Genomic DNA, 16869 nt, shown 5'->3' with positions numbered 1-16869 from the left:
ATATGTATAATTTAGATAATAAAGTAGCGGTAATTACAGGTGGAAACGGAGTATTGGGAGGAGCCATCGCTATGGGCCTGGCCAAAAATGGCGTTAAAGTGGGCATCCTGGGGCGTAGTGAAGATACCGTGCAGGAAAGGGTGGAGGAAATTAAAAACTCAGGCGGGGAAGCAGTTGCACTGGTAGCCGATGTGTTGGATAAAGAAAAGCTGATTTCAGCAAAGGAAAAAATCGAAGCCGAATTTGGCACAGTGGATATCCTGGTGAACGCCGCGGGTGGCAACATGAAAGGCGCGACAATTACTCCGGAGCAAAGTATTTTTGATCTTGATATTAGTGATTTTGACAAAGTGAGTCAGCTAAATTTTAAGGGAACCGTGCTACCTACTTTAGTTTTTGCAAAGGGAATGGTGGAAAAAAAGAAAGGCAGTGTAATCAATATTTCATCTATGGCCGCGCAAAAGGCACTTACCAGGGTGATGGGCTATTCGGCGGCCAAGGCAGCGGTAGATAATTTCACCAAATGGCTTGCTGTGGAAATGGCGCATAAGTATGGAGATGGGATCCGGGTGAATGCAATTGCACCAGGATTTTTTATAGGAGAGCAAAACAGGAGCCTTCTTCTTAATGAAGACGAAAGCCTCACCTCCAGGGGCGAAACAATTATTACACAGACTCCAATGAAGCGCTTTGGAGAACCCGAAGAATTGCAGGGCGCTGCAAACTGGCTGGCAGGAGATGAATCTTCTTTTGTTACCGGCATTGTAATTCCTGTAGACGGAGGTTTTGGGGCATTTAGCGGCGTATAAAAAATAAAAATTATGGCAAGATTAGGGAAATATTCTTTTGGAACAGGGGACAGGTTTGGAAAAGAAGGAAAAGCACAGCTTAAAGCGGTGCTTAAAATGCAGGAAAAAGGAATTGAAGTAATACCGGTGTGGAATAAATCCAACCGGGAGCATCTAACGGTTGGAACCAAAGCGCCCGAAGTGAGAAAAGAAGCCGATAATGCCGTAAAAGAATTGGGGTATAAAGGCGACTATCTGGTGGATGCCGATCATATCAGCCTACAGACAGTAGAACCTTATCTTGCCGTAAGCGATTTTTTTACCATAGATGTAGCCGATTTTATAGGGAAAAAAGCTTCGGAAAAGGAGGAAGAAGAATTTCTTGAATTTTTTGAAAAATACCTGGGTGATTTTGAAATTCAAGGAATTGAACACAGAATTGAAATTTCAAAAATGCATCTCAGGAAAATGCTGGATAATTTTCTGCTGGCAATGAGTAAAGCCGGAGAAGTTTACTGGTATATAGCTTCGGAAAAAAAAGAGGAATTTTCTACTGAAGTTTCTATAGATGAGGTGGAGAGCCCGCAAACACCGGTGGAACTATTTTTTATCCTGGCGGCCCTGGCTTTCTATAAAGTACCCGTTAATACCATAGCACCCAAGTTTACAGGAGAATTTAACAAGGGTGTGGATTATCGTGGCGACCTGAAGCAATTTAAAAAGGAGTTTGAAGAAGACCTTTTGGTACTGAAATTTGCCATTCAGGAGTTTGGGCTTCCGCAAAATTTAAAACTGAGCGTCCACAGCGGCAGCGATAAGTTCTCTATTTATCCGGTTATGCAGGAGCTTATTAAAAAACATGATGCCGGGCTGCATCTAAAAACTGCCGGCACCACCTGGCTGGAAGAGTTAATTGGCCTTGCCGAAAGCGAAGGGGAAGCCTTCAGTTTTGCGAAGGAAATTTATGCTGAAGCTTTAGAGCGCTATGAAGAGCTTACCAAAGATTATACAGAAGTGCTTTCCATAGATAAAGACGAATTACCTTCCGCAGAAGGATTCACAAGCGGGAAAGATTTTGCCAATGCGCTAAGGCACGACCAAAAAAGCAATGCCTATAATCCCAATTTTCGGCAATTGTTGCATTGCGCGTATAAAGTAGCTGCTGAAAAAGATAATTTTCAGGAATTACTGGAAAGGCACAGGGCTAAAATAGAAGAAAACGTTACCTATAATCTTTACGAAAGGCACCTGAAAAATATTTTTCCTGCCTAACCAAAAAACAAAATTAAATGGACAGACACATTACCCTGGGAGAATTTATAATTGAAAATCAAAAGGATTTTCCATACGCCAAAGGAGAATTAAGTGCCTTGCTAAGTTCCATAAGATTGGCGGGAAAAGTAGTGAACCAGCAGATAAATAAAGCCGGGCTGGCCGAAATTTTAGGTAAAGCCGGTAAAGAAAACGTGCAGGGAGAGACGCAGGCAAAGCTTGATATTATGGCAAATGAAGTGTTTATCAGTACATTAAGAAATCGCGGCGAGATTTGCGGTCTGGCTTCAGAAGAGATGGAGGATTTTCTCGCTTTTGATGAAGATATGCATAAAGATGCCAAGTACATCGTGCTTATAGATCCTCTGGATGGTTCTTCTAATATTGATGTGGACATCACGGTGGGAACCATTTTCAGCATCTACCGCAGGAAGTCTGAAACTGGAAATACCGTCAATATGGAAGATTTTCTCCAGCCGGGAGAGAACCAGGTTGCTGCCGGTTACCTTATTTATGGAACCTCTACTATTCTCGTTTATACTACAGGAAACGGGGTAAATGGTTTTACTTTTGATCCTGGAATAGGATCCTTTTTCCTGTCACACCCAGATATTAAATTTCCTGAAAAAGGGAATATTTATTCCGTTAATGAAGGGAATTATGTGCATTTTCCAGACGGTGTTAAAAAATACATCAAATGGGTGCAGCAGATTGATGAAGAGGATGGCCGGCCTTTTACTTCCAGGTATACCGGCTCCCTGGTGGCAGATTTTCATCGGAATATGCTTTTAGGCGGTATTTATCTGTATCCCCAGGGAACCACTGCGCCTAATGGTAAGTTGCGATTGTTATATGAATGTAATCCCATGGCATTTCTTACAGAACAGGCTGGGGGAAAAGCATCGGACGGGCTTAGAAGAATTATGGAATTACAGCCAAAGGAACTGCATGAGCGGGTACCATTTCTTTGCGGGAATAAAGAGATGGTGGAGAAAGCTGAAAATTTTATTAAAGAGAATCAATCCTGAAAATTCCAATGCTGGTGCAAATACCCGAAAAGGCTTTGCATTTTTTGGCCTAGCGGAAAAGGAGTATACAAACAAAACAGCTGCCTTAAAATAAATTACTTAAATGCTTTTTTAAGCTATTCGGAATTTTATTTTAAGGCAGCCGGTAAATAAAAATGCTTGATTTTTTCTTGTAAAAGAAATTAAACCTTAACCACAATTTTACCTTTTTGCTGGTTGGATTCCATGTATTTATGGGCTTCTACAATATCTTCAAAAGCAAAGGTCTTATCAATAGCAGGTTTAAACTTTCCTTCTTCCAGCGCTTTGAAAATATAATCCTTCGCAGGTTTTAATTTTTCAGGATTGGTGGTGATATCCATTAATATATACCCCTTAATGCTAAGCCTGTTTTTCAGAAGGGAACCAAAGGGAAAAGCAGCAGATTCGCCCGATAGGGAACCGTATTCTATGATGGTTGCCTGCTCTGCCGCGGCTTTGGCCAGTGCTTCAATAATGGGTCCGCCAATAGGGTCGAATATAATGTTGAAACCTTTCTCTCCGGTAATTTCTATTGCTTTTTTAACTAAATCCTCATCATCGGTAACAATAACATGATCTGCCCCTGCATTCAGGAGATCCTGCTTTTTTTCCTGTTTCCGGGTGCTGGCAACGGCAATACCACCCTTGGCTTTAGTAATATCTATAGCAGCCAGGCCAACGCTGCTGCTGGCAGCGGTAATCAGCACATAATCATCTTTTTTCAGGTGGCCGGTTTCCACCAATCCTCCGTATGCCGTTATAAAAGGCATCCAGATAGCCGCGGCTTCTTCCGCAGAAAGATTTGAGGGATATTTCGCCACCGCGTGTTCCGGCACGATAACATCTTCACCATACATTCCATATTCCTTCATAGAGAAGGAAGGAATCGTACTAACTTTGTCTCCTGCTTTAACCGATTTTACATTGCTCCCCACAGCATCTACCACACCACTGGCTTCATAACCTATCTTTGAAGGGAAATCGGGTTGTTCCAGATATTGGCCGCTTCGAAAAGCTACTTCAGCCCGGTTAAGCCCAATTGCTTCAGTTTTAAGCCGTACCTCATTTTCTTTAGGTTCCGGTAGGGTGACCTCTTCTATTTTGAGTACCTCTGCAGGACCCGTTTCATGAAATTGTACAATTCGTGTTTTACTCATAGCTTTTATTTTTTTGAAGCTAAAAGTTCGTGATTAGTGCTTTTCGAAACAAAAAGTTTAGCATAAATAACATAATGTTTGCAAAGGCTTTTACAATGTTAATGGTGTTCTTAATATTTACTCATCCCGTTTGATTTCAAATCCTTCAGGTGGCACGGCGCCCATTAAATTCTTTACAAAATAATCCCAGCGCCGTCGCATCATATAAGAATTGTCTTCTCCATAGCCGTGGCGTGCGTTGGGAAAAATGATGAGGTCAAAATCTTTATTTGCGTCAATTAACGCGTCAATCAAAAGATATGTGTTGTATGGCGGCACATTATCATCAAGTCCGCCATGCGCGATCAATAAATCCCCCTGAAGGTTTTCCGCGTAATTCTGGTTGGCCTGGATTTCATAATTTGAACCTTCCTCATTTTCCTGCAGGAGCCCTATGTAGTGCTCGCCCCAATCATCTTCATAATTCCGGTTATCGTGATTTCCGGATTCTGAAATTCCTACTTTATAAAATTCCGGATAGCGAAACATGGCTGCCGCTGTGGCAAAGCCGCCGCCGGAATGCCCCCATATTCCCACACGCTCAAGGTCCAGGTAGGGATATTTTTCTGCCAGTTGTTTTAATCCGGCAATCTGATCTTCCAGGGTATTATCTGCCATATTGCCGTAGCAGGCATCGTGGAAAGCTTTAGAGCGGCCCGGGTTACAGGTGCCGTCTATCACCACAACCACAAAGCCAAGTTCAGCCAGGGCCTGATGGTCCCTCCGGGAAGCTGAAAAAGAACGGCTGCCAACGCCACCACCTTGTGGCCCCGGATAAATATAGTTTACCACAGGGTACTTTTTAGATTCGTCGAGAGTTGTGGGGGTAAACATTAAACCATATAAATCCCAACGCCCGTTTGCCGATTTTACGGTTATGGGTTTTGGGGGCTGCCAGCCTTCAGCTTTTAATGCTGAAATATCCTGCTGCTCCAGCTCCATAATTTTTTTACCATTCATATTTCTTAAAACTGAAATATTGGGAACATCGGGTTGGGAATAATTATCTACAAAATAATCGCCTTCAGGAGAAATGTTAACACTGTGGTTGCCATCTTCCGGGGTCAATAATTCAAGATTTTTTCCGCTGAAGTTTATACTGTAAAAATGACTAAAATAGGGGTCACGGCCTTTTTCCCGGCCATTGGCCATAAAGTAAAGCCTGCGTTTCTCTTCATCTACTTTAAGGAGGCGGGTTACCACAAAATCCCCTTTGGTAATCTGGTTTTTAAGTTCTCCGCTCTTGGCATCGTATAGATAAAGATGGCCCCAGTTGTCCCTTTCGGAATACCAGATAACTTCATTGGAATCTGGCAAATAGCGCCAGTTGATGGAACCCTGTCCAGATTCGTATTGGGTTGGCACTTCTTCGGTAAAAATTTCCCTGACTTCACCAGTTTTAGCATCAGCAATACGCATCCGGGCGATTTTATGGTCACGGGAGCTGGAGACAAAAGCCAGTTTTTCTGAATTTGGGGTCCACTGGTTATCATCAAACGAGCCGGAACAGGAAATATCATCGCAGGAAGTGCCACGACGTGGATCTGCAGGGATCTGGAGCGGGATTATTTCCCCGCTTTCGGTATCTATAATTAGTCTTTCAATTTTAATAATTTCATCATCCTGCGGAATGGGATACTTCCATTGCTGCAGTTTTGGCTCACCCACAGTTGTTTCCACAAGATACATATCACTAACATGGCGTTGGTCCTGCCGGTAGGTTGCAATTTTTTTGGAATCGGGGGACCAGAGCAGGATTGGTTTGTCACTTTTTCTCCAGCCGGCATTATCTGTGGCATAGCCGTAGTTTTCAATTCCATTTGTGGTAAGCCGGGTTTCCTCGTTGGTTTTAGTATCGCGGATCCACAGGTTCCAGTCCCGTATAAAAGCTACTTTGGAACCGTCTGGCGAGGCAACTTCAGTTCTTGAAATCTGCTGCCGGTTATTTGCTGAAGTATCGGCGCCAATTAGTTCTTCCAGTTTTTCAGCAGTTTGTTTTGATTTCTGCTTTGGGTCCACCAGTACAAATAAGTTGCCTTCAGCGGTAGAATTCCTGTACCAGAATTTTCCATTTTCCATCCAGTTTGGGCGTACGTAGCTACTGTACACCAACGGAAAAGTATTGAAACCAAGAAATTTTACGGCATGTTCATAATCATCTTTAGTAAGGACTTTTTGCTGGTCCTGTTGCCCATAACAAATCGAAAGAAAAGTGATAAAAATGAGGCTTAGAATGCTGTTCTTTTTCATTTCAGTATTAAAAATATTGCAATTGATATTATCCCCTAGGAGTTTTACTGCTTCGGATTTTCAATATACAGACATTCCGGAAAACAGATAGAAAAAGGTAAGCTTAATAATTGCAATTTTCAGGTATTCACAAAGTTTAGGTTACAGGAAAAAACCTGAGGATCCAAAGCTTAAAAATGAAAGCGGAAATTACCAATTACGATTTTCATCCTCCAGGAATTTGAGAAATATGAAATTGAATTACTGGAATACTGCTTTTTATCTCCTAATATTCTGTAGTTAACCTTAGCAGGGCTGCCTGGCTTTTCAGGTATTTTACAATTACCTGGATTTCCTTTAGTTTAGCTGAAATAAATGAATTCTCCCTGTTGTTCACCAGGAATAAAGAACTGTCTCCCAATTCAAACTTCCTCCGTTCTGCCGAAACCAGCCTTTCATAATCGGAAACCAGATTATTCATCTTTAACCGCTGATTCCTGTAGGAGGTAATTTCGCCCTGGACAGCTTTTAATTTATTAAGGATTTCCAGATTGGCGTTCATAAGTTCATACCTGGAATCTTCCAGCGCTATTTTCGCCAACTGAAGGTCCCCGCGTTCCTTTCTTAAAAAAAGTGGCAGGCTGAAATTAAAACCAAACTTGTAGTTAGCAGTGTTTATAGCCTGCCATTCTTCGGGTTTGCTGGTGAGAAAATTATAATTAAGGTCAAGGTCTGGCAGAAGTTTATTGGCACTTAATTTTCGCTCTACTTCCAGCATTCCCACCTCGTATTCCAGGAATCTGATCTTGGGATTTTGCTGAATATTTTCCACAGCCATTAATTCATTTTCGAGCCAGATATTATTGACTTCTTCAAAAAGGCTCTTGTTCGGGACGACTTCTGAAGTGATCTCGAGCGGGATATTATTTTCTGCCCACAGATAATTGGACAACTTTAAGGAGGCTTTGTAGTAATCCAGTTGTGCCTGTTGTAACTGAATTTCCCGGTTTTCCAGGGTAATATTGGCTTCCAGCGTGTCTACCGCGGGTTTGTCCCCGGCATTAAACTGGGTTTTTACAGATCGCAACCGGAATTGGGCATTATTGAGAAAATTTTGATAAAGCAAAAGCTCTTCATAAGCCGCAAACCATTCAAAATAAGTAGTCGAGGCTTCATAAAGGACTTCCGCGGCCAACAAATCCCTTTTTACTTTCGATTGATTACGGTAAATTTTAGCTTTTCGCAGAGCCGCCATACGCCCGCTCAAAAAAATGCCATTGGTAACATCCAGCGACACTCCTGCCGAATACAAGCCTTCTTCAGGAACCGTGTTTTGTGGGTTAAGGTAATAGCCGGAATTCTCTTCATACTTGGCATTAAATTCCAGTCCGTAATAGGTTGGAATTTTAAATGCGGCATTGAACAGGTTGTAATATTCTGTTGATTTAAAATCTTTTTCAGAAAGATCTGCTGCAATCTTTGGATCAAAAGCGCCGCGGGCCTTCATCAGCTTAAACTTTCCTTCATCAACTACCAGGCCTGCCTGTTTTACCAGCGGATGAAATTTTTTCACGATTGCCAGGTACTCCTCAAAATCCAGCTCCTTACTATTATTGCCCTGGCCGGTTACCGGCTCCAGTGCCAAAACCCAAATAAGAACGAAAATCAATTTTTTCATTTTTTTGAAACTTTGGTTTTTTCCGCATTTTCGGGAGAATAGTAATTTGGAGGGAAGCCATTTAACTGCCGCCATATTTCATACCATATTGGCACATCCTCCAGCAAGGCAAGAGTAGAAGCCCCCGCCCCAATTTTTATGTCTTCTGGCCAATTGTGATCTTCGGCTTTTGGAGCCAGTAACACCCTGTACTTTCCGTTATCGCTAATAAAATTTTCGATAGCAACAATTTCCGCGGCATAGGTTCCATAGGAATTGTTGGGCCAGCCGCTAAAAACAATCGCCGGCCAGCCATCAAACTGCACCCTCACTTCTTCGCCAACGTGGAGCAGCGGCATATCAATAGGCGCAACAAAAGTCTCTACGGCAATGTCATAATCTGAAGGCATGATTCCAACCAAGGGTTCTCCCTCTTTAAAACTCTCCCCAATCCCGGCTTTTATTGCTTTGTTAATGTAGCCGGCCTGCGGTGCTTTAATATAATACAAGCCCCTGCGGGTATCATAATTTGCATACGAGGTTTCAAGCTTGCTTATATCTGCCTGGGTTTGATACAAGGCGCTTTCTGCGGAAGAACGATCACTTTGTGCCTTGGAAATTTTCTCGCCGTATTCTGCTTCAATCCTGTTTAGTTCAATTTGCGAATTAATGATCTCATTCCTGGCGGCAAGTACTTTATTTTCCTGTGCCACGCGTTTAGCCTGTGCTTCCTGTAGCTTTAAGCGGGAGTTCTCCAGGTCTGTGGTAGATTTTAAGCCTTCCTCGTTAAGGGTTTTTGCCCTTTCAAACTGTCTTTCGGCAATATCCAGGTTGGTTTTGGCAGCTTCCAGGTCTATACTGTCACTTCTGAACTTTAGCCTGCTCTGTTGCAGCTTGTTTTTTGCCTGGTCAATCTTTAATCTTTTTTCCTGCTGAATAGCTCCTATCTGATTGGTAAGAAACTGTATTTTATTTTGATAGGAATTTTGAGAGCTTTCCTTCACCTTAATCTGGTCCCCGGTCCTGTCTACAAGTTGGGGATCAAAATACTCGTTTTTTACTTCTGAAATATGCAAAATAGTGTCACCTTCTTCAACAAAATCCCCTTCATTAACATACCATTTTTCAATTCTCCCGGGTATAGGGGACTGGATGGTCTGAGGGCGTTGATTTGGCTTAAGGGTGGTTACGTATCCTTTTCCTGCAACAGTTTGCGTCCAGGGAAGGAATAAAATAATTATTAGTATAAGTCCGAAGGCGATCAAAAACCTGTTGAAATATTTCTGGTTTCTTTCATTGAACACCTTCTTTCCGGCTTCGTACTGCAGGAGGTTAACTTTCTCATGCAGTTTATTATTTGTGATATTCAGCATTTATTCGGTGTTTTTTATAATTTTTCCTTTTTCAATTTGAATTATCCTGTTGCAATATTTTTCCCATTTTTTATCACTGCTGGCCACGATTACCGACCAGTTATTCTCCTCATTAAAGAGGAATTTCAGGATCCTGTCTTCCTCCTCGGCATCAAGCTGGTCCAGTGGATCGTTTAAAATTAGAAGTGAAGGACGTTTCACTATACTGCGGGCCAGGATCATTTTTTTAGATACGGAATATGGCATTTGTATGCCTTCAGGATAAATAATGGTATTTAAGCCTTTTGGCTGCTGTTTTACAAAGTTTAGCAAACCAGTGTTTTCCAGCGCCCACTGTACATCCTGCTTGGAAATATGCTTATCGCCCAGGGTGATATTTTCCAGGATGGTACCTTCAAAAGGGGACTCTTCTGTAATGGAATGCCCCAGTAGGGCGCGGTAATGGCTTGGTTTAATGCTTTTAAGCGAAATATTGTTAATGTAAATATCACCGCTGGCGGGCTGGATGAGGCCGGCGATGAGCTTTAATAAAGTAGATTTCCCGGCCCCGTTGTTTCCTTTAAGAAGAATTTTATCCTGTGGTTTTATTGCTAACTTAACATTCCGGATAATTTTTTCATTGTCAAAACCTCGGTACACCACATCATCAAGTTCAATGGTAAGTGGCTCCCCAACCTCAAAAGGTTCTTCCCCGCTCTGGTTTTCCAGTTCTTTATCCACAACCTGTCCCATCTTTTCCAGGGAAGTAAGAATATCGTAGAACGATTCCAGCCCAAGGATTATTTTTTCAACAGAACCTATTATGAGGAGTATAATAATTTCCGCAGCTACAAACTGCCCGATATTCATCTGCTGGTTTAATACCAGCATCCCGCCAATAGCCAGGAGGCCGGCGGTAACAAGTACTTTAAAAATAATAAGTTGCACAAACTGAATGCGCAATACCTGGAAATGGCCTTCCCGGGCATCAAGGTAACTGCTTAGCATACTGTCGTTCTTTGAAATAGCCAGATTGGTGCGCCCGGAGATCTTGAAACTTACCAGCGCCCGGGCAACTTCCTGTATCCAGTGGGCAATGCGGTACTTATATTTAGATTCTGAGATACTGGCATCCAGTCCCTTTTTACCCGTAATTTTAAAGCCTATGTAGATAAGGAGCACAAGCAAAACTCCGTAGATAATAAAAAACGGATGATAGAGTGAAAGCAGGATCAAGCCAAAAATTACCTGGGTGAGGGCCGCGGGAAAATCAATAATCACTTTAGAAAGGCCTTTTTGGATGATAAGCACATCAAAAAACCTGTTTGCAAGTTCCGGTGGGTAAAAGTTTTTCAGCTGGTCCATTTTTATCTTTGGGAAACGATAAATAAATTCGAACGATGCCCTGGTAAAAATCTTTTGCTGAACGTTTTCCAGGATGCGAATCTGCATTAACTGAAGCACTCCCACAAAGGCCACTCCTAAAGTAACCAAAATAACCAGCACAACCCAGGAGGTGGAAATTCTCGCGCCCTGCATAAGGTTCACGATCGCCTGGATGCCTAAGGGGACCGAAAGGCTTACCAGTCCGGCAAATATGGCGTAGTAAATAATTTGAAGGAAGTCTTTGCGCTCCAGCTTCAACAATCCTACAAATCTCTGAAAAGGTGTAAGTTTATTTTGCATTATTAGGTGTTAATAGGCTTGATATCATGTTTTTAAAATATACCGATGGAGTGATCTCATTGGTACAGTCTGTAATACTCGAGAAATGTTTGCTCAAGAAATGCTGATGTAAAGACCCGTCTATAATTGTTGTGGCAAGGCTAAAAGGATACTGGTAATCTGCATCTACTTCAGTTATCATTTTGCTTATTCTTTTTACGAGCCCTTTATAAAGCATAAAATGCCCATGCTTGTTTTCCTCATCTACTTTCTTGGTGAGATAGGATTTGGAGGATTCATTGATGATGATATTATTTAAAGCCACCTCGTTAATGTGCTTAAAGCGCATATCTTCTTCTACCGGGTGGGCAATCACTTCAACCGCCTTCAGCAGCCTTTTTTCAGCATTATCAATACCATAAGTTGCTATGGCCAGCTGGTATTCTTTCCAGCCCCAGAACCAGTTGGTGATATAGACCAGGAAGCTATGTTTATTTTCGAAGTACCGGTAAATTGAACTTTCATTGGACTGGATTTTTTCACCAAGCTTTTTAAAGGTGAATTTTTCAAATCCAATTTTATCGATCAGGATAATTCCATTGCCAATAATTTTTCTTCCCAGTTCACTGGACTCCGGGTCTTTTAAATAAAGGCTCTCGCTCACCGAGATTTTCAGGTTTTTCAACAAATCTTCCATTCCAAAAGTATTTCGCCCAAAAATAATAGTAATACTATTAAGAAAAAAAGTTTTACTTTTATTTAACAGAAGCAGTAAGAACTTTTGCTGGAACTATGGGGGAAGTTTCTTGTTGCTTTCTGCAGAAAATGGTTAAGAAGAACCAGGTCCCGGAAGTTTATATGTTGTGTTTTGTGCCGGATAATAATGAATATTACGCTCCGGAAGATTGGCATGTAATTCAGTTTTTAAAACTGATTTTTCCTACCGGCAATTATAAAACAGAAGGAACTTTTTTGATGAAACCTCAATAAGTTTTTTAACCAGGGGAAAGCGCCCTAACAAAAATCTAAGTCTTCTTTAACCCCATTTTAACTGCCAGTAAGCCTGATATTTAATAAGTTCAGGAAAAAATTAACTGTAAAAAGAAAAATTATGGCACTTAAAACACTATTTCTGAACTGTACATTAAAGAAATCCCCGGAAACTTCTAATACGGAAGCTTTTATAAAAAATGCTGAAAAGATCTTTCAGGAACTTAATGTGGAGACAGAAATAATAAGAGTTGTGGATCACGACGTGAAATTCGGCAATACTTCAGACGAAGGCGATGGCGATGCCTGGCCTTCAATCCTGGAAAAAGTCAAGGCGGTAGACATGCTGGTCATTGCAACGCCTATATGGAGAGGGGACCGCGGCTCTGTGGAAAAAATGATAGCGGAACGTTTTGACGGGATAATGGAAGAAGGCAATGACGAAAATGGCCAGTATCCAACCTATAATAAAGTGGCAGGAGTGATGGTGGATGGAAATGAAGATGGTGCCAAAAAAGCAATTTCCAGCATCACATTCGACCTTTCAGAACACGGCTTTACCGTGCCGGTAAATGGTTTCACCTACTATGTAGGTAAGGCCGGGCCGGGGCCAAGCTATATAAAGGCAGAAGGGAACAAGCATGAATTTACCAATAATATGATCCTGCTTATGGCACATAATATGGTTCACCTTGCCAAAACCTTAAAGGAAAATCCATATCCTACACAGGTAAATAAATTGGAAGAAAGGGCTAAAGAAATGAGCAAATAATTAAGGATCCTGTAGAAAAGGAAGCAGAAGTAAAATTAAATAGGAACCTAATCCAGGGAGTTTTTGGTAACCCAGAGTTTCCAGCCAATAATTGCCTTCTGCACATTGCTGGCTTTTTGAAGGTCCAGCTGCTGTTTACTATAACTGGGAAGAAATTTCTTGTTGAATTTGGATAGCGCTTTGAAAAACTTCTTTTTCATAAGGTTTAGGCGTTTCTTCAAAGATATCAAATTATATACTTTGAATTAAACATCAAAATAATGTAAAAAGCCATCGTCGTTGATGGCTTTTTTCTTTTTATTTCAGCATTTATGCCGGGATTAGTTAATTTTTCTGCCAGTAAAATTTGCTGGAAGAAATAATAAGGTTTTCATCTTCATCCAGGCCTACAACCACATCGGGAATGCCATTATCCTGGCTGAAACTGGCGCTGGCATTTTTTCCTTTTGCAGAAGCTTGAATAGTAATAGCAGTAATTTTACCATTATCATGTCGCTTTATTCCTGAAAATTCCACATCCAGGTTCTTTTTGCTTTTCAGGGTTTTCCTGATATTTTCCAGGGCCTCATTGGAGTAAGAGGAACTTAAATGCCAGTAATTGGAATCTGTAGAAAAGCCTTTGCCAACTTCATTCTTCTTCAGGTAGATCTCCACAACTCCTTTCTTCCCTTTTTTTCCATATTTGTCGGTAGCCGAATTGCCTTTTAGCACATTGATATGATCGATATTGGAAGGATCAATATCCTTTCCGGTGAATTTTCCCGGCTGCACTTTTCCGTTTACTACAAATATAGGACGAGGTTTTTGTTGATTCTTGCTGTGTGCAATAATTACATTTAAATTATTTTTGTTGCTTTTGGTGGTTATTTTCACTGTGTCTTTTCCAGATCCATTTTTCCTCACCGAAATCTTCGCGATAGATTCCGGGTCAATATCATTTTCATTAAAACTTTCTCTAACTTCTCCGTCAACTGTTACCTTTAGGTTGCTGTATTTGGAGGAATCGCGGGATTGGGAATGAGCGAACCCAGCCTCTGTGGAAGATGAAGTAGTCTGGGAAATAGTTATTTTTCCGCCACCTTTAGATCCGTGGCCGTAGCGTTTATTTCCACCTGAAGCATGGAAGGTTTTTGAAGAATCAGAATGATTGTCTGTATTAACAGTAATGCGGCCCTTGCCGGTTATTTGAATATTTTCCTTTTTCTGCTTCTGTCCAGTAGTTGGACCAACGGTTGTTATTTGCTGATCCTTTTTTTCAACAGGATGTAATCCTATAGTACCATCGGGCTGGATATAAAAAGTAAAAGGACTTATTCCTTCTGCTTTTTTTAAACTTAGCTCGCCCTTTCTGCCAGTGTTTTGGTCTTTGAACTTTGTGGTAATAGAGGTTAGCAAACCTTCAGAAGAGCGTTTGATATTTTTGAAATCAAGCCTGATATTCTCCTTTTTAAATTTCTCAGAAAAATTACTCAGTTGGTCATCAGTGGTGTTTAGATCAATGATTACAGAAACCGGCCTTTTTGATTTACTGGCAGGAGTTTCCTTTTTTTCTACAATTTGCGCTTCCGTTTCAACATTAAAGAGGAGCATAAAGCCCAGGAGTAAAGGAAGAATAAGGCTCATTTTCCAAATTTTGGGGCGTGGGTTGATGTTTTTGTTAAGCATAAGTATTCGTTTTTTGATAAATGATTGATAAAAATGATTGGTTAAGGCGGGATGAAAATCTGGAACAGCCACTTTAACCAGGGTCTGCTGATATTTTGTTTTGGAAGGTGAAAGTGCCGCCGTTTTGGAATCAGCAATAAATTCCAGGTTTTCCTCCACACTTCTTTTATAAAGCCAGGCCAAAGGATTGAACCACAAAATACCTGAAATAAGATTTACGAGAATAATGTCTACCGAATGGAATTGCGCGGCATGAACTTTTTCATGCTGAAGGATCATTTCCAGTTCTTCCTGAGAATGTAATTCCGGATTATAGAAAATATACTTAAAAAAGGAAAAAGCGCCGGTGTTGCCGGGGTCTTCAATTAAACGATATCCTTTGGAAGCTGAAGCCGTGCTGCTCATTACCAGTTGTACAGCTTTGTAAATCCTGTAAATCAACTTTAGCAGCATGAGTCCTGCCACAACAGCATATATTATCGTTACGACTTGCCACCAGTCTGTGGTGGTTTCCTCCGTATTACTTACAGCATAGTTGATGAGTTGGCTGGAAGGCCGGAGATTTTGCTGTGGCACTTCTATAAAAACAACTTTTGTGAAGTAAATTGCTGGCAGCGTGAGGGAGGAAATAATGCCTGTTATAAGAAATTTGCGGTTTGCTTCAAAAGAGGTTTCTGTTCTAAGGAGCAGGACATAGAATAAATAGAAGAGGCTAAGGATGCCTGCACTTTTAAGAATATAGATTATAAAGTTTTCCATTACTTCTTCTTTTTTTCAATGATATCCAGGATTTCCCTTAGCTCTTCAGCACTTATTTTTTCTTCTTTGGCAAAAAAGGAAACCACGCTTTTATAAGAATCATCAAAGAATTTTTTTGTGGCCTGCGTCATAAATTGTTTCCGGTAGGCTTCCCTGGAAACCACAGGGAAATATTGGTGGGTGTTTCCGTAAGCTTTGTGAGAGACAAAGCCTTTTTCTTCAAGGTTCCTTACAATTGTGGACACGGTATTGTAATGAAGTTTTTGCTCTTCAATCTCGGGTAGAATTTCTTTTACAAAAGCTTTTTCCAGCTTCCACAAAATCGCCATGATTTCTTCTTCTTTGTTGGTGAGTTTTTCCATAATTCTAATTTTAGATCAAAGCAGTATTGTATTTCGCTAATATAACTATAAAAATAGTTTTTATACTATAAATGTAGTTTTTTATCTCATGTAATTTAAAGGAAGCATATGGGCTATCCTTCCACTGGACATTCTTCCGCTAAAAATGATGTTTTGCGGCGGACTATGGTTCCCAAAACCATCAATCACAAACGGCCCTTCCGTACTCATAGAAGATTGTTCCGAATGATTGTACAGGATTACAATCTTCTCGGTTAGTAGCTCCACGCGGGTTAAATCTGCATATCTCATCAGTTTAAAGAATTTATATGGGGCTACTTTAAAACGCTCATGATAAATTTCAAACCCGTTTTCTTCGAGGCTTTTTACGGCAAGAGACCTCATAAAGTGAAGTACAGATCCTTTGTAGGTACTGCTTCTGTGCCCTAAAATTTTTCTTTTAGGTTCTTCTTTTAATTCTTTAAAAAAGCTGGTGCCGTCATAGTATGTGAAGTGAAGGAATTGGATCCCTGAACTTCCCGTATCAAACTGGACCTCGAAATTGCGCAAATCATATTTTATCTGATAACCTAAAAATTTATTCACTATAATAATTGGTTCGTTGGAAAAAGCAGTGAGGGTCTCTGTTGATGGGCGATAATTTAGCTTTATTGCCGCTTCATTTTTAATAGTGCATTTCTTTGCTTCCGGAGAAGTGCCAATAAATTCTTTCCTGAAGATGTCCAGTTTTTTCTTCCGCGTCCATGGATCGGCTTCAATTGTAACCGTTTCCAGGTTTTCTTCGGAAGGTTTTAAATAAACAGGAGGTAAAACTGAAGTGTAGGCATTATAATTGGAAATAATCATAGTTTCAAATCCAAGGGAGCTTATCACAAGTGGAGCGGTCATTTCCGGAGGTTTTTGTAATGTAAAAGAGCCATTTTCATTGGAGGCAACTCCCACGCTTGTTCCATCAAAATAAACGGATGCGCCAAATACGGCAGAAGAATCCTGCGCATTGTAAATAGTACCTGTTAGTTTTTCCTGGCTACATGCGATGCTTGTGTAGATAAGCAGAAAATAAAAAATGAAAAGTGGCGACCTCATAAAAATAAATAGGAGCTGAATATACAA

At 40.8% G+C, this 16869-nt stretch carries 15 protein-coding genes; 5 read left to right on the top strand and 10 right to left on the bottom strand.

The features are described 5' to 3' along the window. The first annotated feature begins 2 nt into the window (after positions 1-2). From RM553_RS17440 to fbp, 3 genes are read left to right on the top strand one after another with little or no spacing between them, the layout of a single operon-like run. Positions 3-809, top strand: a complete 807-nt coding sequence (locus RM553_RS17440; protein WP_311536243.1) for an SDR family oxidoreductase — start codon at positions 3-5, stop codon at positions 807-809. Between the two features lie 12 nt (positions 810-821). Then, a complete protein-coding gene (locus RM553_RS17435; protein ID WP_311536242.1) occupies positions 822-2060 on the top strand; it encodes a tagaturonate epimerase family protein in 1239 nt (412 codons plus the stop codon). Between the two features lie 17 nt (positions 2061-2077). Then, positions 2078-3088 (top strand): class 1 fructose-bisphosphatase, encoded by a 1011-nt coding sequence (fbp, locus tag RM553_RS17430; protein ID WP_311536241.1) that lies wholly within the window; start codon positions 2078-2080, stop codon positions 3086-3088. Between the two features lie 182 nt (positions 3089-3270). On the opposite strand, the gene RM553_RS17425 is transcribed toward fbp, so the two are convergent. The 6 genes from RM553_RS17425 to RM553_RS17400 form a co-directional block, all read right to left on the bottom strand. Next, positions 3271-4266 (bottom strand): zinc-dependent alcohol dehydrogenase family protein, encoded by a 996-nt coding sequence (locus tag RM553_RS17425; protein WP_311536240.1) that lies wholly within the window; start codon positions 4264-4266, stop codon positions 3271-3273. 117 nt (positions 4267-4383) lie between these two features. Then, on the bottom strand, positions 4384-6555 hold the full coding sequence (locus tag RM553_RS17420) for a S9 family peptidase (protein WP_311536239.1): 2172 nt from the start codon (positions 6553-6555) through the stop codon (positions 4384-4386). Positions 6556-6820: 265 nt separating this feature from the next. Beyond that, the gene (locus RM553_RS17415; RefSeq protein WP_311536238.1) at positions 6821-8212 is read right to left on the bottom strand and encodes a TolC family protein; all 1392 of its coding nucleotides are present in this window, start codon (positions 8210-8212) and stop codon (positions 6821-6823) included. Beyond that, the gene (locus RM553_RS17410; RefSeq protein WP_311536237.1) at positions 8209-9564 is read right to left on the bottom strand and encodes an HlyD family secretion protein; all 1356 of its coding nucleotides are present in this window, start codon (positions 9562-9564) and stop codon (positions 8209-8211) included. Before RM553_RS17410 ends, RM553_RS17415 begins: the two co-directional genes overlap by 4 nt. After that, positions 9565-11229, bottom strand: coding sequence for a peptidase domain-containing ABC transporter (locus RM553_RS17405; RefSeq protein ID WP_311536236.1), 1665 nt, complete (start codon positions 11227-11229; stop codon positions 9565-9567). Next, positions 11219-11905 (bottom strand): TetR/AcrR family transcriptional regulator, encoded by a 687-nt coding sequence (locus tag RM553_RS17400; RefSeq protein ID WP_311536235.1) that lies wholly within the window; start codon positions 11903-11905, stop codon positions 11219-11221. The genes RM553_RS17405 and RM553_RS17400 overlap by 11 nt, the downstream gene beginning before the upstream one ends. 128 nt (positions 11906-12033) lie before the next feature. On the opposite strand from RM553_RS17400, the gene RM553_RS17395 reads away from it, so the two are divergent. Further along, positions 12034-12198 (top strand): hypothetical protein, encoded by a 165-nt coding sequence (locus RM553_RS17395; RefSeq protein ID WP_311536234.1) that lies wholly within the window; start codon positions 12034-12036, stop codon positions 12196-12198. A 121-nt stretch (positions 12199-12319) separates the two neighbouring features. Next, positions 12320-12970, top strand: coding sequence for a flavodoxin family protein (locus tag RM553_RS17390; RefSeq protein WP_311536233.1), 651 nt, complete (start codon positions 12320-12322; stop codon positions 12968-12970). Between the two features lie 47 nt (positions 12971-13017). On the opposite strand, the gene RM553_RS17385 is transcribed toward RM553_RS17390, so the two are convergent. The 4 genes from RM553_RS17385 to RM553_RS17370 all read right to left on the bottom strand — a co-directional run bounded on the left by RM553_RS17385 (position 13018) and on the right by RM553_RS17370 (position 16842). Continuing rightward, positions 13018-13170: an SsrA-binding protein gene (locus RM553_RS17385; RefSeq protein WP_311536232.1), complete on the bottom strand. Its 153-nt coding sequence runs from the start codon at positions 13168-13170 to the stop codon at positions 13018-13020. Between the two features lie 124 nt (positions 13171-13294). Continuing rightward, complete coding sequence (locus tag RM553_RS17380) at positions 13295-15394, bottom strand: M56 family metallopeptidase (protein ID WP_311536231.1); 2100 nt, start codon at positions 15392-15394, stop codon at positions 13295-13297. Beyond that, the gene (locus RM553_RS17375) at positions 15394-15756 is read right to left on the bottom strand and encodes a BlaI/MecI/CopY family transcriptional regulator (protein WP_311536230.1); all 363 of its coding nucleotides are present in this window, start codon (positions 15754-15756) and stop codon (positions 15394-15396) included. The genes RM553_RS17380 and RM553_RS17375 overlap by 1 nt, the downstream gene beginning before the upstream one ends. 81 nt (positions 15757-15837) lie before the next feature. Continuing rightward, a complete protein-coding gene (locus RM553_RS17370) occupies positions 15838-16842 on the bottom strand; it encodes a carboxypeptidase-like regulatory domain-containing protein (protein ID WP_311536229.1) in 1005 nt (334 codons plus the stop codon). Positions 16843-16869 lie beyond the last annotated feature (27 nt).

The organism is Autumnicola tepida (assembly GCF_031846485.1).
Lineage (GTDB): Bacteria > Bacteroidota > Bacteroidia > Flavobacteriales > Flavobacteriaceae > Autumnicola > Autumnicola tepida.
The sequence above is the reverse complement of the archived record's forward strand: the minus strand, read 5'-3'. Positions and strand labels throughout refer to the sequence as shown.